At 71.7% G+C, this 19,743-nt stretch carries 21 protein-coding genes; 12 read left to right on the plus strand and 9 right to left on the minus strand.

Features of this window, described 5'->3' with window-relative positions; translation table 11 throughout:
- From ACQKIP_RS17390 to ACQKIP_RS17410, 5 genes are all read right to left on the minus strand, one after another.
- A partial coding sequence (locus tag ACQKIP_RS17390; protein WP_427743368.1) for a response regulator transcription factor occupies positions 1-641 on the minus strand: 641 nt, incomplete at its 3' end.
- Positions 638-2,158 carry an ATP-binding protein gene (locus tag ACQKIP_RS17395; protein WP_427743370.1) on the minus strand — a complete coding sequence of 507 codons (1,521 nt, stop codon included), beginning with the start codon at positions 2,156-2,158 and terminating at the stop codon, positions 638-640. The genes ACQKIP_RS17395 and ACQKIP_RS17390, both read right to left, overlap by 4 nt.
- Positions 2,082-2,414, minus strand: a complete 333-nt coding sequence (locus ACQKIP_RS17400; protein WP_365852709.1) for a small secreted hydrophilic protein — start codon at positions 2,412-2,414, stop codon at positions 2,082-2,084. Before ACQKIP_RS17400 ends, ACQKIP_RS17395 begins: the two co-directional genes overlap by 77 nt.
- A 121-nt stretch (positions 2,415-2,535) precedes the next feature.
- Entirely contained in the window at positions 2,536-2,817 is a 282-nt protein-coding gene (locus ACQKIP_RS17405) for an Lrp/AsnC family transcriptional regulator (RefSeq protein ID WP_361199078.1), read from the minus strand.
- The gene (locus tag ACQKIP_RS17410) at positions 2,814-3,548 is read right to left on the minus strand and encodes a rhomboid family intramembrane serine protease (protein ID WP_365852711.1); all 735 of its coding nucleotides are present in this window, start codon (positions 3,546-3,548) and stop codon (positions 2,814-2,816) included. The genes ACQKIP_RS17405 and ACQKIP_RS17410 overlap by 4 nt, the downstream gene beginning before the upstream one ends.
- Positions 3,549-3,687: 139 nt before the next feature.
- Here ACQKIP_RS17410 and ACQKIP_RS17415 point away from each other — a divergent pair, with 139 nt between their 5' ends.
- The 5 genes from ACQKIP_RS17415 to ACQKIP_RS17435 all read left to right on the plus strand — a co-directional run bounded on the left by ACQKIP_RS17415 (position 3,688) and on the right by ACQKIP_RS17435 (position 9,222).
- Positions 3,688-3,927 carry a hypothetical protein gene (locus tag ACQKIP_RS17415; RefSeq protein WP_160504588.1) on the plus strand — a complete coding sequence of 80 codons (240 nt, stop codon included), beginning with the start codon at positions 3,688-3,690 and terminating at the stop codon, positions 3,925-3,927.
- Positions 3,928-3,961: 34 nt separating this feature from the next.
- A complete protein-coding gene (locus ACQKIP_RS17420; protein ID WP_365852713.1) occupies positions 3,962-5,311 on the plus strand; it encodes an NYN domain-containing protein in 1,350 nt (449 codons plus the stop codon).
- A gap of 361 nt (positions 5,312-5,672) precedes the next feature.
- On the plus strand, positions 5,673-6,704 hold the full coding sequence (locus tag ACQKIP_RS17425) for a C40 family peptidase (protein ID WP_365852715.1): 1,032 nt from the start codon (positions 5,673-5,675) through the stop codon (positions 6,702-6,704).
- A gap of 254 nt (positions 6,705-6,958) precedes the next feature.
- Positions 6,959-7,987 (plus strand): NlpC/P60 family protein, encoded by a 1,029-nt coding sequence (locus ACQKIP_RS17430; RefSeq protein ID WP_365852717.1) that lies wholly within the window; start codon positions 6,959-6,961, stop codon positions 7,985-7,987.
- Between the two features lie 38 nt (positions 7,988-8,025).
- Complete coding sequence (locus ACQKIP_RS17435; protein WP_365852719.1) at positions 8,026-9,222, plus strand: hypothetical protein; 1,197 nt, start codon at positions 8,026-8,028, stop codon at positions 9,220-9,222.
- Here the strand turns inward: ACQKIP_RS17435 and ACQKIP_RS17440 are convergent.
- Entirely contained in the window at positions 9,179-10,447 is a 1,269-nt protein-coding gene (locus ACQKIP_RS17440; protein WP_365852721.1) for a glycosyltransferase family 87 protein, read from the minus strand. The two genes, ACQKIP_RS17435 and ACQKIP_RS17440, sit on opposite strands and share 44 nt — an antisense overlap.
- A 115-nt stretch (positions 10,448-10,562) precedes the next feature.
- On the opposite strand from ACQKIP_RS17440, the gene ACQKIP_RS17445 reads away from it, so the two are divergent.
- Entirely contained in the window at positions 10,563-11,705 is a 1,143-nt protein-coding gene (locus tag ACQKIP_RS17445; RefSeq protein ID WP_365852723.1) for a glycosyltransferase family 4 protein, read from the plus strand.
- 196 nt (positions 11,706-11,901) lie between these two features.
- On the opposite strand, the gene ACQKIP_RS17450 is transcribed toward ACQKIP_RS17445, so the two are convergent.
- Positions 11,902-13,698 carry an AMP-dependent synthetase/ligase gene (locus ACQKIP_RS17450; RefSeq protein WP_365852725.1) on the minus strand — a complete coding sequence of 599 codons (1,797 nt, stop codon included), beginning with the start codon at positions 13,696-13,698 and terminating at the stop codon, positions 11,902-11,904.
- Positions 13,699-14,037: 339 nt separating this feature from the next.
- Between ACQKIP_RS17450 and ACQKIP_RS17455 the strand changes: the two genes are divergently transcribed.
- From ACQKIP_RS17455 to ACQKIP_RS17480, 6 genes are all read left to right on the plus strand, one after another.
- Entirely contained in the window at positions 14,038-14,787 is a 750-nt protein-coding gene (locus ACQKIP_RS17455) for a metallophosphoesterase family protein (RefSeq protein WP_365853446.1), read from the plus strand.
- 90 nt (positions 14,788-14,877) lie between these two features.
- Entirely contained in the window at positions 14,878-15,321 is a 444-nt protein-coding gene (locus ACQKIP_RS17460) for an SRPBCC family protein (RefSeq protein ID WP_365852727.1), read from the plus strand.
- 39 nt (positions 15,322-15,360) lie between these two features.
- Positions 15,361-16,497 carry an ArsA family ATPase gene (locus ACQKIP_RS17465; RefSeq protein ID WP_365852729.1) on the plus strand — a complete coding sequence of 379 codons (1,137 nt, stop codon included), beginning with the start codon at positions 15,361-15,363 and terminating at the stop codon, positions 16,495-16,497.
- Positions 16,498-16,575: 78 nt separating this feature from the next.
- Entirely contained in the window at positions 16,576-17,046 is a 471-nt protein-coding gene (locus ACQKIP_RS17470; protein ID WP_365852731.1) for a DUF5304 domain-containing protein, read from the plus strand.
- A gap of 54 nt (positions 17,047-17,100) precedes the next feature.
- Positions 17,101-18,042: an ROK family glucokinase gene (locus tag ACQKIP_RS17475; RefSeq protein WP_365852733.1), complete on the plus strand. Its 942-nt coding sequence runs from the start codon at positions 17,101-17,103 to the stop codon at positions 18,040-18,042.
- A gap of 81 nt (positions 18,043-18,123) precedes the next feature.
- A complete protein-coding gene (locus ACQKIP_RS17480; protein WP_365852735.1) occupies positions 18,124-18,879 on the plus strand; it encodes an endonuclease/exonuclease/phosphatase family protein in 756 nt (251 codons plus the stop codon).
- Positions 18,880-18,900: 21 nt separating this feature from the next.
- Here the strand turns inward: ACQKIP_RS17480 and ACQKIP_RS17485 are convergent, their stop codons facing one another.
- Positions 18,901-19,623, minus strand: a complete 723-nt coding sequence (locus ACQKIP_RS17485; RefSeq protein WP_427743378.1) for a hypothetical protein — start codon at positions 19,621-19,623, stop codon at positions 18,901-18,903.
- A partial coding sequence (locus ACQKIP_RS17490) for an alpha/beta hydrolase (protein WP_427743380.1) occupies positions 19,535-19,743 on the minus strand: 209 nt, incomplete at its 5' end. The genes ACQKIP_RS17485 and ACQKIP_RS17490, both read right to left, overlap by 89 nt.

Here is a 19,743-nt window from a genome sequence, read left to right on the forward strand (position 1 = left end):
ATCCCGCGCACCGTCTCCACCCGTTCGGCGCCCAGCTTCTTGCGCAGCGCCCGAACGTACACGTCCACGATGTTGGACCCGGGGTCGAAGTCGTACCCCCACACGTGCGACAGGATCTGCTCCCGCGAGAGCACCTGGCCCGGATGGCGCAGGAAGAGTTCGAGCAGCACGAACTCACGTGCCGTCAGGTCCACGGTCCGCTCGCCCGAACGCGCCCTTCTCGTGCGCAGATCCAGCGTCAGCTCCCCGCTGCGCAGGACCGTCACCTCCGGCGCCCCCGCGGCCGTACGCAGCCGCAGGCGCACCCGCGCGAGCAGTTCCTCGAAGCGGAACGGCTTGGTCATCCAGTCGTCCGCGCCGCCTTCGAGCCCCGCCACCGTGTCCCGGATCGAGTCGCGCGCCGTGAGCACGATGACCGGGGTGCTCACGCGGGCCTCGCGCAGCTGGCGCAGGACCGTGAAGCCGTCCTTGCCGGGCAGCCCGATGTCCAGGACGACCAGGTCGAAGCCCCCGGTCAGGGCGTAGTCGTAGGCCGCGTCGCCGTCGCCGACGGCGGTGGTGGTGAAGCCGTTGGCGCGCAGGCCCTTCTCCACGAAGGAGGCGATGCGCTCCTCGTCCTCGACGATGAGAATGCGGTTCATGGCAGTCCTGGTTCCTGTTCTCGCAGTACTTCTCGCAGTACGAGTACGAAGGTGGCGCCGCCGCCTTCCGTGGGCCGCAGCTCGACCTGCCCTCCGTGTCCTTCGGCGATCGCGCGCACGATGGCAAGGCCAAGCCCGGCGCCGGTGGCCCGCGAGCCACGGCGTGCGGTGCCGCGCCTGAACCGCTCGAAGATCACCGCGGCGTCCTGCGCCTGGACGCCGGGTCCGCTGTCGGCGACGTACAACTCGGTCCGGCCCGCCGCGGTGCGCGAGCCGATGCCGATGCGGCCGCCGGGGGCGGTGTGCTGGACGGCGTTCTGGGCGAGCTGCACCATCGCCTGGGTGATGCGCTGCGGGTCGAGGGCAGATTCCCCCTCGGCGACTTCGGCCAGCTGCCAGTCGCGGCCGCCGAGCGCCCGTGCCTTGACGAAGACGTCCGCGGTCAGCTCGGCGAGCTGCACCGGCTCCGGGGTGACGAAGTCGGGGCGTTCGGCCTTGGCCAGGAGGAGGAGGTCCTCGACGATCCGGCTCATCCGGTCGAGTTCCTCCATGACGATGCGGGTCGTCTCCTCGCGCTCGCGCGGATCGTCGCCCATCAGCTCCAGATGACCGCGGACGATGGTGATGGGGGTGCGCAGCTCGTGCCCCGCGTCGTCGACGAACTCGCGCTGCGCGGCGAACGCCCGCTCCAGGCGGTCGAGCATGCCGTTGAACGTCTCGGCGAGTGCCGCGATGTCATCCCTGCCCTGGACCGGGATGCGCCGGGTCAGGTCCTGTTCGGTGAGCTGCGCGGCGGTCGTACGCACCAGGCGTACGGGCTTGAGGATGCGCCCTGCGACGGCCCAGCCGATGCCGGTCGTCATCAGGAGCGCGACGCCGGAGATGGCGAGCAGCATCGTGAACACGTCACCCGCCTTGGCCTGTTCGCCCGCCGGATGGAAGGCGACGACGAACGCGGCGGCCGGATGGCCCGCGCTCGCCGCGATCTCCACCTTCGCCCAGCGGACCTCGCCGCGGTCGCGGTGCAGCGTGCCGGTGGCGTCGGGGGACTCGAAGACCGTGCGCAGCGCGGCGGTGTCCTCGGCGAGCGGATGGCCGATCCGCGGCTCGCGCGACTGCTCCTTCTTCGCGGGCGCCTTGCCGGGGCGGCCGACCAGACCCAGGAGCTCCTCGTCGGGGTCGGCGTACTGCCGGGACAGGAAGAGCCGCAGCAGGGGGTCGGGGGCGGCGAACTTCCGGCCGGTGTGCGGGTCGACCCCTTCGCGGGCGAGGTTGGTGAACTCCGCGGTCTCCTGGGCGAGCAGCCGGTCGATGCGGTGGTCGACGTCGCGCAGCAGGACGGAGCGCGTGGTGGCCGCGACCGCGGTGAGCGCGACGGCCATCACCACGAGCAGCCACAGCAGGATGCGGACCCGGGCGGATATCCGGCGGAGCGGGCGTTCAGCCGTCGTCACCGGGGCCGTCGTCGTCGTTGTCGCCCCGGCCGCTGCCTTCGTTGCCGTCGTCGTCGTTGTCATCGCCCGAGGAATTCTCGCTCACCGGCGGCGGCGAAACCGTTTCGTCACTGGGCGTCGGCGTCGGCTTCGGCGAAGGCGTTGACGGCGACGGAGAGGACGGAGACGACGGCGCTGACGAAGAGCCGCTCTCCAGCTCCACCTTGGGCGGGGCTTTGGGAGGCTCGGGGCTGTCGGTCAGGGCGTAGCTGGTCGCGGCGATGCCGAGGGGGATCGCCACGACGGCGGCCAGTGCCGCCATGCGATGGGAGAAGACCATGGCAGTGAGCGTGCGCGGCACAGTGCGTCAGGAGCATGAGCGGCAGATGAAGAAACGCTCATCCGGCGTCCGGTGTCCGTCCCCGCGCGTCCGTCCCGGTGCGTCCGGCCCCGGCGACGCCTCAGGAGTCGAGGCCGATGGCGAACGCCGCTTCCAGGTCGTGCTGCGAGTACGTGCGGAACGCGACGTGCGTGTCCGTCCCCTCCACGCCGGGGATCTTGCTGATCTTGCCGGGGATGACGTCCGCCAGGTCGTCGTGGTGCGTGACGCGCACCATGGCGATCAGGTCGTACGTGCCGGTCACCGAGAAGACCTCGCTGACGCAGTCGAGGGCGGCGATCGACTCGGCGATCTCCGGGATCCGGTCCACGCTGGTCTTGATGAGCACGATCGCAGTGATCACGGCTGGCTGTCTCCCTCGATGGCCGGTGCTGGCTGCTCCTTCACTCTAGCCGTCCGCCCATATCTCACCCACGCGTAGAGGAACCCCAGCGAGAACCCCAGCAGATGCGCCAGATACGCCACCCCCGGCCCCTGCCCGCCCTGGAGCGCCGCGAGCCACTGCAGCGCCACCCAGAACGGCAGCACCACCCACGCCGGAAACCGCAGCGGCAGGAAGAAGAGGAACGGGAAGATGCTGGTGACCCGCGCCTTCGGGAAGAGCCGCAGGAACGCCCCGAGCACCGCCGAGATCGCCCCCGACGCGCCCACAAGGGTCTGGTCGGAGCCCGCGTGCGCGACCGCGTAGCCGAAGAGGGCGAGATAGCCGCAGCCGAGGTAGAAGAGCGCGAACTGGACGTGCCCCATCCGCTCCTCGGCCATCGCCCCGAAGACGAAGAGGAAGAGCATGTTGCCGAGCAGATGCAGCCAGCTGCCGTGCACGAACAGCGCGGTCGCCGGGGCGAGCAGGGGCCGCAGCGCCCCGCTGAACAGCTCCGAGGGCACCACGCCCCAGCGCTCGAAGTAGGCCTGCTGGGCGGCGATCAGCTGGTCGCCCGTGCCGTACGAGGGATTGAACCCGGACAGCGGGGAGATCAGGAAGACCAGACAGCATGCGCCGATCAGGCCGTACGTCACCGGGGCGGACTGCCCCCTGAACATCCGGCCGACCGCCGTACCCCACGTCTTGATCATGAACAGAGCATGACGTAAGGGCGGCAAACCGTACAGACCGCCCCGCCGCGTGAGAGGCCGCCGCGAGGAGACCCTTACAGGCCTTAGGGTTACGGGCACCACGCACCATGGAATTCCGAAGGAAAGCGAAACAGCCACGATGACGGTTCCTCTGCCGACCGACACCACCCGGTGGCGCTGCCAGCTCTGCGGCAACCTCACGCGTTTCGACGTGACCCGCAGTTCGAAGGTCGTCGAATATGTGCACCTCGACCTGGCCGGTGAGTCGAACGTCGAGGAACGCGAGGTGGTCAGTGAGACCATCGAGTCGGTGCGCTGCCGTTGGTGCAACGCGGTGGACCAGGTGGAACTCGTGGACAGGCCGGGCGCCGGCTCCTGAGGGAGCGGGCCCCGCACAGCTAGTGGGGTGACGGATGGTGGAGAGCGCGAGCGGGGAGCCGGACGACGGCACCGCTGAGGTGCTCGACCGCCCGCTGCCCGACGGAGTGCGCAGGCGGGTCGTCCAGATCGTCTCGGACGGCTTCGGCGGCCTGACGGTCGGCGAACTTCCCGCACAGCTTCGGCAGTACGCCCGCTTCACGCCGACCCGGCGCACGAAGTTCGCGGGCAACGCCATGGCGACGGCCCTGGAGGGCGACCCGCTCTTCCGCCAGCGCATCGGCGAACGTCTCAGAGAGGCGCAGCCCGAGCTCACCGGCGCCCTGGACGCGGGCACACCACCCCCGGCCGCGGACCCCCTCGACGTGGCGGCCGCGGCCTATGTGCTGCGTCCCACCGGCTGGGTGAAGCTGGTGACCGCCGCGGGCGAGGAGGCCCAGCGGGCGGACGCCGAACGCGTGGACGACGAGACGCGTGCCGAGCTCGAACGGCTGCGCGAGGAGCTTGCCGCGGCCCGCGGCCACACGAAAGCCGAGACCGAACGGCTGCGCACCGAACTCGAGTCGGCGAAGAAGGAAGCCGAATCGATGCATCGCAAGCTGCGCGGCGCCCTCAGCGACGTCAAGCGCGGCGAGGCGGCCCTGCGCAAGGCCGCCGCCGAGTCCGAGGCCGCCAAGGCCGAGGGCCAGGCGCAGCTGTCCGCCGCCGAGAGCGAGACCCGGCGGCTCAAGGCGCGGCTCGGCGAGACCGAGGCCGCCCTGGAGGCCAGCCGCAGGGCGGCGCGCGAGGGCCGCAGCGTCGAGGACATGCGCGTACGGCTGCTGCTCGACACGGTCCTGGAGTCCGCCCAGGGGCTGCGCCGCGAACTGGCCCTGCCGCCCGTCTCCGTGCGTCCCGCCGAGACGGTGGACGCCGTCGAGCCCGGCCGGATGACGCCCAAGGACATCGCGGCGCGGGCGCTCTCCGAGAACGACCCGGCGATCCTGGACCAGCTGCTCGCGCTGCCCCAGGCGCACATGGTCGTGGACGGCTACAACGTCACCAAGACCGGCTATCCGACCATGCCCCTGGAGAAACAGCGGCTGCGGCTTCTCGGCTCGCTCTCGCAGCTCGCCGCGCAGACCGGCGCCGAGATGACCTGTGTCTTCGACGGGGCCGAACTCGCCGCTCCCGTACTGCTCGCGCCGCCGCGCGGGGTCCGGGTCCTGTTCTCCAAGCCGGGCGTCACGGCGGACGAACTGATCCGCCAGCTGGTGCGCGCGGAGCCGTCCGGGCGTCCCGTGGTCGTCGTGTCGACCGACCGGGAAGTGGCCGACGGGATCGCGAAGGCGGGGGCGCGTCCCGTCGCTTCCGCCGTCCTCCTGAAGCGGCTCTCGCGCGGCTGAGACAGGCCGTCTTCACGGCTGGCATATGCCGCCTTCACGGGCTGACGCATGCCGTCTTCACGGGGTTAACGTACGCCGCTTTCGCGCCGCTAAGGGGTGCAAGTAACTCCTGTTCCCTATGCCCGAATTGACGCTCACACTGTGCGACGTAGCGTCAAGTCTTCATTACCGGCTGTGCGTTATCGGTAAAATATGCGCCCGGCACCCCACTTTTTGCCGGTCAGGATTTGAACTGATCACAAGAAGGTCACTAGGGTCTCGCCTCGAACCTCCGCTCGGTTGATCACCCATCCGGGGTGACAGCGGTGGTACCCGCCGACCGGGTCTCGGTAGGCGGCTGGAGGAAGAAGGAGCCGCCTTCGTGGCGTCCCACCGTCGACCCAAGCAGCCGAGCCGCGCCCGCGTGACCGTGCTCACCGCGACCGCCGCCGCTGCCGTCGCCCTCACCTCCCAGGCGGCCAACGCGGCGCCGAGCGAGAAGCCGAGCAAGGACGAGGTCAAGTCCAAGGTCGACAAGCTCTACGAGGACGCCGGCCGGGCCACCGACCGGTACAACGGCGCCAAGGAGAAGCAGGAGAAGCTCGAGAAGGAGATCGGCGAGCTTCAGGACAAGGTCGCCCGCGGCCAGGAGGACCTCAACGACCTGCGCGGCGGCCTCGGTTCGATGGCCAGCGCGCAGTACCGCTCCGGCGGCCTGGACCCCTCCGTCCAGCTCTTCCTCTCCGCCGACCCGGACGACTACCTGGACAAGGCGTCCACCATGGACCAGCTGAGCGGTCAGCAGGTCGAGGCGCTCAAGAAGGTCCAGGAGAAGCAGCGGACCCTCGCGCAGGAGCGCAAGGAGGCTTCCGACAAGCTCAAGGACCTCGCCGACACGCGCAAGGAACTGGGCAAGAAGAAGAAGGAAGTCCAGAGCAAGCTCGGCGCCGCCCAGAAGCTGCTCAACACCCTCACCGCCAAGGAGAAGGCGGACCTCGCCGCCAAGGAGCAGCGCGCCAGCCGCAGCGCCGGCGACCGCGTGGACCTCGGCAAGGAGGTCCCGGCATCGCAGCGCGGCCAGGCCGCCCTGAGCGCCGCGGCCACGCAGCTCGGCAAGCCCTACGTCTCCGGCGGCAGCGGCCCCAACTCCTACGACTGCTCGGGCCTCACGCAGTGGGCGTACAACCAGGCCGGTGTCCAGATCACCCGGACCACGTACACCCAGCAGAACGACGGCACGAAGATCGGCCGCGGCGAGCTGAAGCCCGGCGACCTGGTGTTCTTCAACAGCCTCGCGCACGTCGGCTTCTACGCGGGCAACGGCCAGGTCCTGCACGCCCCGAAGCCGGGCGCCGTGGTGCGTTACGAGTCGATGTCCACCATCGGCTCCTTCCAGTTCGGCGTCCGCATCTGAGTCCCCGGCCCCCGGTCGTCCGCATCTGAAACGACCGGCGGTCCGCCCGAACGGGCGAATTCGGGTAACTCCCGCTGACCTCACGCCCCGTCGGTGACCTGCGTCTCCGGCGGGGCGTCGCGTTGTCGGCACGGCCGGGGTCTTTGGCCGTGACGTGATCTCACCGCTACTGTCGCGCGCATTCCCCCGACGGATCGGGGGACTTTCCCCCGGTTCGCCCGGGGGTCCGTCATGCGGAGGGAGAGCGGCTTCCCGTGGGGTCCCATCGTCGTCTCGCGCTGTCCGGTCCCGACCGGAGCACGCGCGTCACCATCCTTTCGGCCGCTGCGGCCACTGCCGCGGCGGCCCTCGCCGCGACGCCGGCGGGCGCCGCACCGCAGGACACCCCGGCGACCACCAAGGCCAAGGTGGACCGCCTCTTCGAGCAGGCCGAGAAGGCCACCGAGGCGTACAACAAGGCCGACGAGCGCGCGGACACCCTGCGCGAGCAGGTCGAACGGGCCAAGGACAGCGTGGCCCGCGGCCAGGAACGCATCAACACGATGCGCGGCGCGCTCGGTTCGCTCGCCGGGGCGCAGTACCGCTCGGGCGGTGTCGACCCCTCCCTGGCCCTGCTGCTCTCCTCCGACCCGGACGGCTATCTGGACAAGGCGGCGGCACTCGACCGCATCAGCGCCCGGCAGGCCGGTGAACTGACCGATCTGCAGAAGGCCCAGCGCAGCCTCTCCCAGGAGCGCACGGAGGCCGGGCGCAAACTCCTCGACCTGGAGAAGAGCCGCACCGCCGTGGCCCGCCACAAGCGCAGCGTCGAGCACAAGCTCGCCAAGGCGCGCAGGCTGCTCAACTCGCTGCCCTCGCGGGACCGGGAGGAGTACGACAGGGCGTCGCGCTCGGGCCGCGGCGACATGCCGGACCCCGGGAGCGCCGCCCCGTCCTCGTCGCGGGCCGCCGCCGCCATCGCGGCGGCACGCTCGGCGGTCGGCAAGCCCTACGTGTGGGGCGCCAACGGCCCGTCCGGTTTCGACTGTTCGGGGCTCACCCAGTGGTCGTACGCGCAGGCGGGCGTGGGCCTGCCGCGCACCTCGCAGGCCCAGCGGTACGCGGGCCAGCAGGTGCCCCTCTCGCAGGCGCAGCCCGGCGACCTCGTCGCCTACCGCGACGACGCGAGCCACATCGGGATGTACATGGGCAACGGCCAGGTCGTGCACGCCCCCTACCCCGGAGCCGCCGTGCGCTACGACCCGGTGGGCATGATGCCGGTGTCGTCGGTGACCCGGGTCTGACCACCTCCCTGCGGCCCGCTGCCCGTACGATCTGAAACGTGGCTGGTCGCGGGCGTGGGTCGTGGGTAACGGGGATCTGTGTCGCCCTGCTCGTCGGGTGTGGCGGTCCTCCGGCGCCCGACGCGGCGCCCGCGGACGTACGCAGGATGCTCGACCGGCGCGCGGACGCGGTGCTCGACCGGGACGCGAAGGCGTACCGCGCGACGGGCCGGGACGCGGGGGTCGCCGACGTCTACGACAACCTCCGCGAGGTGCCGCTGAAGTCCTGGCAGTACCGCCTGACCTCCTTCGAGCGGACCGGCGACCGGGCCACCGCGACCGCGGACCTGCGCTACCGCATCAAGGGCTACGACAGCGAGCCGCTGACCACCTCGCGCGCGCTGACGCTGCGGGAGCGCGACGGACACTGGTACGTCGCCGCTGAGCGCCCCGCCGAGAAGTCCTCGGAGCAACTCTGGGACCAGGGGCCCGTCACGTCCGTACGGGGCGCACACAGCCTCGTGCTCGGCGTCGGGAAGGGCGAGCAGGAGAAGACGACGCTGCGAGGGTACGCGGACCTCGCCGACCGGGCGGTCCCCCTGGTGCGGGACGCCTGGCCGGGGAAGTGGCCGCAGCGGATCGTCGTCCTGGTGCCCGGGTCCCTCAAGGGCATGGCCGGACTGCTCGGGGCGCCTGCCTCCGGCTACCAGGGGATCGCGGCGGTGACCACGGGGGAGGCGGGCGGCTCCGGGGCCGCCCCCGCCGACCGGATCATCGTCAACCCCGAGGCGTACGGCGTGCTCGGCGACTTCGGCAAGCAGGTCGTGCTCACCCACGAGGCGACCCACGTCGCGACCCGCGCGCACACCTCGCCCGCGACCCCGCTGTGGCTCTCCGAGGGCCTCGCCGACTGGGTGGGCTACCGCGGCACGGGCCGCACCGCCGCGCAGGCCGCTCCCGAGCTGCGCCGCGCCGTCGAGCGGGACCGGCTGCCCGCCGCGCTCCCCGAGGACGACGACTTCGGCTTCAGCGGGGACGCGGAGAAGCTGGCCGCCGCCTACGAAGGGTCCTGGCTGGCCTGCCGGATGATCGCGGACCAGTGGGGCGAGGCACCGCTGCGGGACTTCTACGAAGCGGTGGGCGCGCACAAGAAGCGGCCCGGCGCGGTCCAGGACGCGATGGAGGAGGTCCTGGACATCACTCCGGAGGAGTTCACGGCGCGGTGGCGTACGTATCTGCGCGAGGAGCTCGGCTGACCCGTGCGGCAGCCGGTGCGTGCTCGCGGGCCCGGGGCTCGGACACCGTCTGCCGCCACAGGTTGCGGCAGGCGAGCAGCGCCGCCGCGACGAGCAGGCCGTTGCGTACGAGCAGCAGGGTGATGCCCAGCGGATCGCTCGCCACCACGTGCGAGAACCAGACGGGGAACTCCAGGAACGTGACGAACGTGGCCGCGAGCACCAGGCGCGCGGGCAGCACCATGCGGCTGCCGCGGAACGCCAGGCACACGGCGGCGACCCCGACCAGCCACAGCAGGTACTGCGGGCTGATCACCCGGCTCGTCGTCGTGAACAGCAGGACGGCGACGAAGGCCGCGTCCGCGACCGTGCTCGCCGACCAGACGCGGGCGCGCAGCCGCCACACGAGCAGCCAGCAGAAGGCCGCCGCGGAGAGCCCCTGCGCCACCGTGCTGACCAGCGTGACGCCGGGGCCGAGGAACTCCACCGAGCCGTAGTTCAGCTGCACGTCGCCCTGCCAGCCGAGATGCCGCGCGACATGGAAGACCAGCGCGCCGAGCGACTCGACCTCGGTGCCGCGGTCGCGCTGGAAGGTCAGGAAGGCGAGCGCGCCGGGCATCGTCACGAGGAAGGCGAGCGTCAGAGCGACGGCGGTGGCTACCGCCGCGCCCCAGGAACTGCGGGTGGCACGCGCGCGTGGCATGCCGACCAGCAGCAGGGCGGGCCACACCTTGAGCAGCGCGCCGAACCCCGCGAGCGCCCCCATCGCGCGGGGATGCCGGGCCCCGGCGAGCAGCGCGGCGACCGCGACGGCCGTCACCATCACGTCGTAGCGGGCGTACACGGTCGGCCCGAGCAGCGCCGCTCCAAGGACCCACGTCCAGGCGCCGCGCAGGGACTTGCCGGGCCGCCCGCCCGCGTACAGGAGCAGCCCGCAGACCAGCGCGTCGGCGAGCAGGGCGAGCACGAAGAAGGCCGACGTGTAACCGGCGAACGGCAGCAGGACGGGGGAGAGGATCGCGAGGGCGGCGGCGGGCGGGTACTGCCAGGTGACGTCGTCCAGGGGGAACGTGCCGGTGCGCAGGACCTCGTACCAGCCCTCGTAGATGACCGAGACGTCGCTGGTCACGTCCGGGCCGGGGGCGGTGAGCACCCCGAAGACGCAGAGCAGCAGCACTGTCCTGGTCAGGACCCAGACGGTCAGGATCCGCGCCACGCGCACCACGCCCCTTTTCGGATACTTCATTGTGGTTCGGTAAGCCATGATGCCGGGCGCGGCTGTGCGGGGGCCATGAGGCGGGGCCGTCCGGGAGGCGAGGCCGTTCGGCGCCCCGGCGGGCTTTCGGTACTGTCGGGCGACGATGCACAAGACCCTGATCGTCACGAACGACTTCCCGCCCAGGCCCGGTGGCATCCAGGCGTTCCTGCACAACATGGCGCTGCGCCTGGACCCCGAACAGCTCGTCGTCTACGCCTCCACGTGGAAGCGGGGCCGCGAGGGCGCCGAAGCGACGGCCGCCTTCGACGCCGAGCAGCCCTTCAAGGTCGTACGCGACCCCACGACGATGCTGCTCCCGACCCCGCGCGTCACCCGGCGCGCGGTCTCGCTCCTGCGCGAACACGGCTGCGAGTCGGTGTGGTTCGGGGCGGCGGCACCGCTCGGGCTGATGGCTCCGGCGCTGCGCAAGGCCGGCGCCAGGCGGCTCGTCGCCACGACGCACGGGCACGAGGCGGGGTGGGCGCAGCTGCCCGCGGCACGTCAACTGCTCGGCCGGATCGGCGAGTCGACGGACACGATCACCTATCTGGGCGAGTACACGCGCTCGCGCATCGCCGCCGCGCTTTCGCCTGCGGCGGCCGGGCGGATGGTGCAACTGCCGCCGGGCGTCGACGAGAAGACCTTCCACCCCGGATCGGGCGGGGATGCCGTGCGGGCCCGCCTCGGCCTGACGGACCGGCCGGTCGTGGTGTGTGTCTCGCGCCTGGTGCCGCGCAAGGGGCAGGACACGCTGATCCTGGCCATGCCCCGGATCCTGGCCCGCGAGTCCGAGACGGTGCTGTTGATCGTCGGGGGCGGCCCGTACGAGAAGGACCTGCGGAAGCTGGCCGCCGAGACCGGGGTCTCGGACTCCGTGCGGTTCACCGGCGCGGTGCCGTGGGAGGAACTTCCCGCGCATTACGGCGCGGGGGACGTCTTCGCCATGCCGTGCAGGACCCGGCGGGGCGGCCTTGACGTGGAGGGCCTCGGGATCGTCTACCTGGAGGCTTCGGCCACGGGGCTTCCCGTGGTGGCCGGGGATTCCGGCGGGGCGCCGGATGCGGTGCTCGACGGGGAGACGGGGTGGGTCGTCTCCGGGGGGTCCCCGGAGGCCGCCGCGGACCGGATCGTCACGCTGCTGGGTGACGCGGAGTTGCGGCAGCGCATGGGCGGGCGGGGCCGGGAGTGGGTCGAGGAGAAGTGGCGCTGGGATCTCCTGGCGGAGAAGCTGCGCGAGCTGCTTTGAGCGGCTGAGGGGGTGCCGCCGGGGGTGGTCGCGCGACTGACTGCCGTCACGGGCTGAGCGCGCAGTTCCCCGCGCCCCTTACGGGGCCCAGCTGAGGGCCCCTTCAGGGGCGCGGGGAACTGCGCGAGCAACCAGAACAGACCGAGAGCCGCCAAGAGACAAGCCCCCCCACGCCGAGTGGGCGGAACCGCAAACGCTACCCGCGGTAGATCGCTTCGATTTCGTCCGCGTAGTCCTTGGCGACAACATTCCTCTTCAGCTTCAACGACGGAGTCAGATGCCCCGACTCCTCCGTGAACTGCGAACCGAGCACGCGGAACTTGCGCACGGACTCCGCCTTGGAGACCGCCGCGTTGCCGTCGTCCACCGCGCTCTGGATCTCCGCGAGGAAGTCCGGGTCCTCCCGCAGCGACGCCGCCGTGGAGCCCGCCGGCTTCCCGTGGTCGGAGGCCCACCGGCCGACGAACTCGTCGTCGACCGTGACCAGCGCCCCGACGAAGGGCCGCCCGTCGCCCACGACCATGCACTCCGCGACGAGCGCGTGCGCACGGATGCGGTCCTCGATCACCGCGGGAGCGACGTTCTTGCCGCCCGCCGTCACGATGATCTCCTTCTTGCGGCCGGTGATCCGGAGGTAGCCGTCCTCGTCGAGCGTTCCTATGTCGCCCGTGTGGAACCAGCCGTCGGCGAGCGCCTCTTCCGTCGCGCCCTCGTTGTTCCAGTACTGCGTGAACAGGTGCTCGCCGTGCAGCAGGACCTCGCCGTCGTCGGCGATCCTGACGACCGAGCCGGGCAGCGGCTGGCCGACCGTGCCGATCTTCTGACGGTCCCAGGGGTTGAAGGCGGTGGCCGCGCACGACTCGGTCAGGCCGTAGCCCTCCAGGACGGTGAAGCCGATGCCGCGGAAGAAGTGGCCCAGGCGCTCGCCGAGCGGCGCGCCGCCCGAGATCGCGTACTCGCCGCGTCCGCCGAGCACGGCCCGCAGCTTGCTGTAGACCAGCTTGTCGAACGTCTTGTACTTGATCTTCAGGCCGAGCGAGGGGCCGCCCGGGGTGTCGAGCGCGCGGCTGTAGGCGATCGCCGTGTCCGCGGCCTTGTCGAAGATCTTGCCCTTGCCGTCGGCCTGCGCCTTGGCGCGCGCCGAGTTGTAGACCTTCTCGAAGACGCGCGGGACGCCCAGGATCATGGTCGGCCGGAACGAGGCCAGCTCGTCCGTGAGGTTCTTGACGTCCGGCGCGTGGCCCAGCTTGATCGGCGCCATCAGCGCGGCGACCTCGACCAGGCGGCCGAAGACGTGCGCGACGGGCAGGAAGAGGAGCACCGAGCACTCGCCGGTGCGGAAGAGCGGTTTGAGGCGCTCCACCACATTGCCGCACTCCGCGAAGAAGCTGCGGTGCGTGAGGACGCAGCCCTTGGGGCGGCCGGTGGTGCCCGAGGTGTAGACGATGGTGGCCGGGTCGTCGGCGCCCGCGACCGCGCTGCGCTCGTCGACGGTCTCCTCCGGGACGTCGGCGCCCGCGCTGTTCAGCTTCTCGATGCCGCCGGCGTCGATCTGCCAGACGTTGACGAGGTCGGGAAGCCGGTCGCGCACGGAGTCGACGGCGGCGGTGTGCGCGTCGAGCTCGACGACGATGCCGACGGCGCCGGAGTCGCCCAGGATCCACTGGATCTGCTCGGCCGAGCTCGTCTCGTACACCGGCACGGTGACCGCGCCCGCGCTCCAGATCGCGAAGTCGAGGAGGGTCCACTCGTAGCGGGTGCGGGACATCAGGGCGACGCGGTCGCCGGGGCGCACCCCGGAGGCGATGAGCCCCTTCGCGACGGCGCGCACCTCGGCGAGGAAGGTCTTGGCGTTGACGTCCTGCCAGGTGCCGTTCAGCTTGCGGCCGATGACGGCGACATCCGGATGCTGCGCGGCATTTCTGCGGACGATGTCGGTCAGATTGCCGTCCGCAGGGACCTCGTACAGGGCCGGAAGGCTGAACTCGCGCAAGACTGCTGCTCCTACATCGGGCGCCGGCGCCACGACGTTGTGCGATGCGACGGTGCGGTCCAAGATCGGGCAGGTGCTCCGTGGGAATGGGGGGAAAGAAGGCTGGAGCACTACTGGACTGCCCGGACGTTACCCATGGGTATGGCTTGTTCGGTAGGGGGTCCGGGCCAGATGTTCGGTGCGTCACACGTCTTTGTGGTCTGAACCGCACAGTACGCCACGCCATTCCCGACTCGGAAGTAACCGCAGGTCCGCCCCCTTCTCCGTGCTTCTCGGGGCCTCTACCCACGTTTGCCCGCGCGTTCTAGGGTGATCGGCATGCCAGGTTTCAGGGTCAATGTGGTCAGTGACGTGCACGGCAACGCAAAGGATCTCGCCCGCGCGGGCGAAGGGGCCGACGCACTCATCTGTCTCGGTGATCTGGTCCTGTTTCTCGACTACGCGGACCACTCGCGCGGTATCTTCCCCGACCTCTTCGGCGAGGAGAACGCGGACCGCCTGGTCGAGCTGCGCACCGCACGCCGATTCGACGAGGCCAGGGAGCTCGGCGCCCGGCTGTGGGCGGGCATAGACCGCGCTCCGGCCATCGAGAAAGCGGTGCGCAAGCAGTACGCCGAGCTGTTCGCCGCCTTTCCCGCGCCGACGTACGCGACGTACGGCAACGTCGACATGCCGGGCCTCTGGTCCGAGTACGCGGGCCCCGGCACCACCGTCCTGGACGGCGGCCGGGCCGAGATCGGCGGCCGGGTCTTCGGCTTCGTCGGCGGCGGACTCCGTACGCCCATGCGCACGCCCTACGAGATCAGCGACGAGGAGTACGCGGCCAAGATCGAGGCCGTCGGGGAGGTCGACGTGCTCTGCACGCACATCCCGCCGGACGTCCCCGAACTCGTGTACGACACGGTCGCGCGCCGCTTCGAGCGGGGCAGCCGTGCGCTGCTCGCCGCCATTCACAAGACCCGCCCGAGGTACTCGCTTTTCGGCCACGTCCATCAACCGCTCACCCGGCGGATGCGGGTCGGGGCGACGGAGTGTGTGAACGTGGGGCACTTCGCGAGCTCGGGCAGGCCGTGGGCCCTGGAGTGGTGACGGCGGGCCGCTCGGTGCGCGGTAGCCTTCACGCGTCACACATATAGACACCACCCCCCGTACCGGACCGCATCTGGAGGAGCCACAGCGATGGCGGAACACACCAGCTCGAGCATCACGATCGAGGCGGCACCGGCCGAGGTGATGGGGGTGATCGCCGACTTCGCGCGCTACCCGGACTGGACGGGTGAGGTGAAGGAGGCGGAGGTGCTCGAAACCGACGAGCAGGGCCGCGCCAAGCAGGTCCGCCTCGTCATGGACGCGGGCGCGATCAAGGACGACCAGACGCTCGGGTACACCTGGACCGGCGAGAACGAGGTCAGCTGGACCCTCGTCAAGTCGCAGATGCTGCGCTCCCTCGACGGGTCCTACCTGCTGCGGCCCGCGGGCACCGGCACGGAGGTCACGTACAAGCTGACCGTCGACGTCAAGATCCCCATGCTCGGCATGATCAAGCGCAAGGCGGAGAAGGTCATCATCGACCGGGCGCTCGCGGGTCTCAAGAAGCGCGTGGAGGCCGGCCCCAAGGCCTGACGCCGCTGCTCGGCCGGCCGGGACGTACCGTTCACTCTTATGCGCACCCTTCTGCTCACCGGCCCCGGCGGCTGTGGCCGAACCACCGTCGCCGCGGCCACCGCGCTCGGTGCCGCCCGTGCGGGGCACCGGACCCTGCTGATCTCCGCCGACCGCGCCGACACCCTCGGCGCGGCACACGCGAACCTCACCGTCCGGCGCCCGAGCCCCGGCGACGAGTTCCGGGACGACCTCCTGGCCCTCCAGCACCGCGCGTCCTCCGCGCTCGACCTGCTCGGCGCTGGACGCCTGGAGGGCGAGGAGCTCACCCCACTGCCCGGCAGCGAGGAACTGGCCCTGCTGCGCGCCCTGCGCGACGCCGGACAGGGCCCGTACGACACCGTGGTGGTGGACCTGCCCCCGGCGCCCCGCGCCCTCGCGGTCCTCGCCCTGCCCGAGCAGCTGCGCCGCTACCTCCGCAGGCTCCTGCCGCCCGAGCGGCAGGCGGCCCGCGCCCTGCGGCCCATGCTCGGCCGCATGGCGGGCGTCCCGATGCCCGCCGCCTGGCTGTACGAGACCGCGGCCCGCTGGGACACCGAACTCGCCGCCGCGCAGGCCGTGATCGAAGCGCCGGGCACGACGGTCCGCCTGGTCGCCGAGCCGGGACCCTCGGGCGCCGACGCCGTACGCGCCGCCGCCACCGGCCTCGCCCTGCACGGCCTGCGCACCGACGCCGTACACGCCAACCGCGTCCTGCCCGACGACACCGCGGACAGCTGGTTCGCCTCGCTCATCGCCCAGCAGCGCAAGACGCTGGCCGAGTGGCAGGAGACGTACGGCGAAAGTGTCGTGTCCCTGCCGCACCTGGGACACGACCCGCGCGGCGGCGACGACCTGGCCGCCCTCGGCGTGCCCGCCCCCGCCGCCGCCCCGGCGCCCGTGGAGTGGCCCGTCCTCGACGCCCTCGCCGACGACGGCGTACTGGTCTGGCACATCCCGCTCCCCGGCGTCGCGCGCGAGGAACTCGGCCTGATCCGGCGCGGCGACGAACTGGTCGTCACCGCGGGCCCCTTCCGCCGCATCGTCCCCCTGCCGTCCGCCCTGCGCCGCTGCACCGTCGCGGGCGCCGGTCTGCGCGAGGGCGAGCTGCGGGTGCGGTTCACGCCCGACCCCGATCTGTGGCCGCAGGCACGGTGAACGCACAACCGCCGTTCGGGTAACGTCGAGAGTACGAACCCATAGACCGCCCTCCGCCCTCCGCAGGAGTCTTCCGTCATGAGCGATGCCACCGAGCGCGAAGCGCCCGAACCCGAAGCGGCCGACACCGACGCCGACGCGTGGGAGAAGGCATGCGCCGAGGACCTCGCCGCGGAGAAGGCCCGGCGCCGCGCCCAGTACGGCCCGCCGCCCGGCTCGGCCGGCGAGGAGCTGCGCAAGCTCGTCGACGCCGTGTCCGAGAAGCTGTCGGGACTCCAGACGCCGCTGCTCGGCGCGGTCGCGCAGGGCGCCGTCGAGCAGACCGTGAAGCAGGTCGTCCAGCAGGCGAAGGCCGCCGTCGAGCCGGTCATCGAGCGCAACCCCGACGTCTTCGACCACCTCGCCGCCGCCGGCAGCGAACTGCTCGCCGCCTACCGCTCCGCGGTCGAGGGCCAGGAGGGCCGCTGGACCCGCGGGAGCGACGCCGCCAAGGGCCCCGACCCCCGCGACGAGGGCCCCGGTCCCGGCGAACACATCGACCTGGACTGACTACCCCTCGGGTACGGTTGGCCATAGCGGGGCTCGACCGAAACTGAGGGACACATGGGACTCACCATCGGCGTCGATATCGGCGGCACGAAGATCGCGGCCGGAGTGGTCGACGAAGAGGGCACCATTCTCGACACCCACACGGTGCCCACTCCGCCGACCGCCGAAGGCATCGTGGACGCGATCTGTGCCGCCGTCTCCGGCGCCGGCAAGGGGAACGACGTGGAGGCCGTCGGCATCGGCGCCGCCGGTTACGTGGACGACAAGCGTGCCACCGTCCTCTTCGCACCGAACATCGACTGGCGCCACGAGCCGCTCAAGGACAAGGTCGAGCAGCGGGTCGGCATGCCGGTCGTCGTCGAGAACGACGCGAACGCCGCCGCCTGGGGCGAGTACCGCTTCGGCGCGGGCCAGGGCCACGAGGACGTCATCGTCATCACGCTGGGCACGGGCCTGGGCGGCGGCATCATCATCGGCAACAAGCTGCGGCGCGGACGCTTCGGCGTGGCCGCCGAGTTCGGCCACATCCGGGTCGTGCCGGACGGGCTGCTCTGCGGCTGCGGCAGCCAGGGCTGCTGGGAGCAGTACGCCTCCGGGCGCGCCCTCCTGCGCTACGGCCGGCAGCGCGCCAACGCGACGCCGGAGAACGCGGAGATCCTGCTCGGTCTCGGCGACGGCACCGTGGACGGCATCGAGGGCAAGCACATCAGCGAGGCGGCACGGCACGGCGACCCCGTCGCGGTCGACTCGTACCGCGAGCTGGCCCGCTGGGTCGGCGCGGGCCTTGCCGACCTGGCCTCGCTCTTCGACCCCTCCGCGTTCATCGTGGGCGGCGGCCTCTCGGACGAGGGCGAGCTGGTGCTCGACCCGATCCGCAAGTCGTTCCGCCGCTGGCTCATCGGCGGGCAATGGCGCCCGCACGCGCAGGTACTCGCGGCCCAGCTCGGCAACAAGGCGGGGCTCGTGGGCGCCGCCGACCTGGCCCGCCAGGGCTAGGCACTTCCGACGAGGCCCGCTGTCCCCCAGGGGCGGCGGGCCTCGTCGTTGCCGCCTGCCGCAGCGCGTATCTTGATCCCCATGGTGACGCTGCCCAACTCCAGGACCGAGGACGACGGTTCGGCCGTCGTCCGGGTGCTCAGTTACAACATCCGGTCCATGCGGGACGACACCGACGCGCTGGCCAGGGTCATCGCCGCCTGCGCGCCCGATCTCGTGCTCGTCCAGGAAGCCCCCCGCTTCTTCCGGTGGCGCAAGAAGCTGGCGCGGCTCGCCCGCGCCGCCGATCTGGTGGTGCTCTCGGGCGGTGCCACCGCGTCGGGACCCGCGCTGCTCTGCTCGCTGCGGGCCACCGTCGAGCGGACCGAGGACGTGCTGCTTCCGCTCACGCCGGGGCTGCACCGGCGTGGCTTCGCGACCGCCGTCGTGCGGTTCGGCGGCGCCCGGCTCGGCGTCCTGAGCTGCCATCTGAGCCTGCAGACCGACGAGCGGTACGCACAGGGCGGGATGCTGCTCGACCGGCTCGCCGGGATGGGCGTGGAGCACGCGGTGGCGGGCGGCGATCTCAACGACCGGCCCAAGGGCCGTACGTTCCGCAGGCTCGCCTCGACGCTGCGGGACTGCTGGGAGACCGCGCCCTGGGGCGGCGAGAACACCTCGACGCCGGGGGACCCGCATCAGCGCATCGACGCGATCTTCGCCACCTCCGGGGTCGAAGTCCTCGGCTGCGGCGTGCCGTTGGAGCTCGACGGGGTGAGCGAGGCGGATCTGCGGGCGGCCACCGACCATCTGCCGGTGCTCGCCGCCCTCAGGATTCCCGCGGCCGGGAGCCGGTAAGGCCGGTCAGTACGGCAGGCCTCAGACCACCGCGCCGCGGCCCGGATCCTCGTCGTCCTCTTCGTCGGCGCCCTTCATCCGCCCCACCAGCGTGGCGAAGCCGCCGAGGAAGCCGCCGATGGCGAGCGTCGCGAGCCACCACGTCATCTGCCAGCCGAGCAGCACCGCAAGCAGCATCAGCACCGGGCCGCCGAGGACGGCGAGCCAGGCGAACTTCGCCGTGACGTCCGCGGCGGGCAGCGGCGGCGGCTCCGGCGGGACGAAGTGGCCCTCGTCGTCCTCGCCGAGGTCGTCGTCCGAGGCCTCGGGGGCGTCGTAGTCACGCGGGCCCGCGCCCACGCCGGGGGCGAAGGAGACGGAGCCGCCGAGCGTCTTCTTGGAGCCGGAGTCGTCCGGGTCGTCGGGGGCCGTGGGGTTCCCGGTCTTCCCGGTCTTCCCGGAGTCCGGCCCCGGGGTGTCGTTCGTCTCCGGTTCGAGCAGGGCCAGGTCCTCGACGGACTTGAACGGCTTGGCGCCCGGCGGGTCCGCGGGCTCCTGGCCGTACCCCGCGACGATCGCCTGCCAGGCCGCGTCCTCGTCCAGGGGCAGCCCCTCGGAGGGCTCCTGCCTCTTCTCGGGCTCGCGGCTCTCGCCGTCGGGTTCGATTCGGTCCTGCTCAGCCACCGGTGGCCGTCCCTTCCTTACCGACACTGGGGGCGAGCCGGCCGATGAACGCGTAGCTCTCCTCGAAGATCCGGTCCGCATCATGGTCCAACGTCGCGACGTGGTAGCTCTGTTCCAGGAGGGTCTCCGTGACGTCCGTGGACGACACCTGGCCGAGGATCCTGGCCGAGTCCGCCGGCGGCACCACGTGGTCCTGCGGGC

The organism is Streptomyces sp. NPDC059900, from assembly GCF_050270335.1.
Taxonomy (GTDB): domain Bacteria; phylum Actinomycetota; class Actinomycetes; order Streptomycetales; family Streptomycetaceae; genus Streptomyces.

Bases quoted from the DNA above. Each gene is read 5' to 3' on its own strand.
- ACQKIP_RS17415 (WP_160504588.1), top strand. From the start codon at position 3,688: ATGACGGTTCCTCTGCCGACCGACACCACCCGGTGGCGCTGCCAGCTC.
- ACQKIP_RS17470 (WP_365852731.1), top strand. From the start codon at position 16,576: ATGAGCGATGCCACCGAGCGCGAAGCGCCCGAACCCGAAGCGGCCGAC.
- ACQKIP_RS17440 (WP_365852721.1), bottom strand. From the start codon at position 10,447: ATGAAGTATCCGAAAAGGGGCGTGGTGCGCGTGGCGCGGATCCTGACC.
- ACQKIP_RS17460 (WP_365852727.1), top strand. From the start codon at position 14,878: ATGGCGGAACACACCAGCTCGAGCATCACGATCGAGGCGGCACCGGCC.
- ACQKIP_RS17400 (WP_365852709.1), bottom strand. From the start codon at position 2,414: ATGGTCTTCTCCCATCGCATGGCGGCACTGGCCGCCGTCGTGGCGATC.
- ACQKIP_RS17485 (WP_427743378.1), bottom strand. From the start codon at position 19,623: ATGCGGACCGGATCTTCGAGGAGAGCTACGCGTTCATCGGCCGGCTCG.
- ACQKIP_RS17475 (WP_365852733.1), top strand. From the start codon at position 17,101: ATGGGACTCACCATCGGCGTCGATATCGGCGGCACGAAGATCGCGGCC.
- ACQKIP_RS17445 (WP_365852723.1), top strand. From the start codon at position 10,563: ATGCACAAGACCCTGATCGTCACGAACGACTTCCCGCCCAGGCCCGGT.
- ACQKIP_RS17480 (WP_365852735.1), top strand. From the start codon at position 18,124: ATGGTGACGCTGCCCAACTCCAGGACCGAGGACGACGGTTCGGCCGTC.
- ACQKIP_RS17410 (WP_365852711.1), bottom strand. From the start codon at position 3,548: ATGATCAAGACGTGGGGTACGGCGGTCGGCCGGATGTTCAGGGGGCAG.
- ACQKIP_RS17420 (WP_365852713.1), top strand. From the start codon at position 3,962: ATGGTGGAGAGCGCGAGCGGGGAGCCGGACGACGGCACCGCTGAGGTG.
- ACQKIP_RS17395 (WP_427743370.1), bottom strand. From the start codon at position 2,158: ATGACAACGACGACGACGGCAACGAAGGCAGCGGCCGGGGCGACAACG.
- ACQKIP_RS17465 (WP_365852729.1), top strand. From the start codon at position 15,361: ATGCGCACCCTTCTGCTCACCGGCCCCGGCGGCTGTGGCCGAACCACC.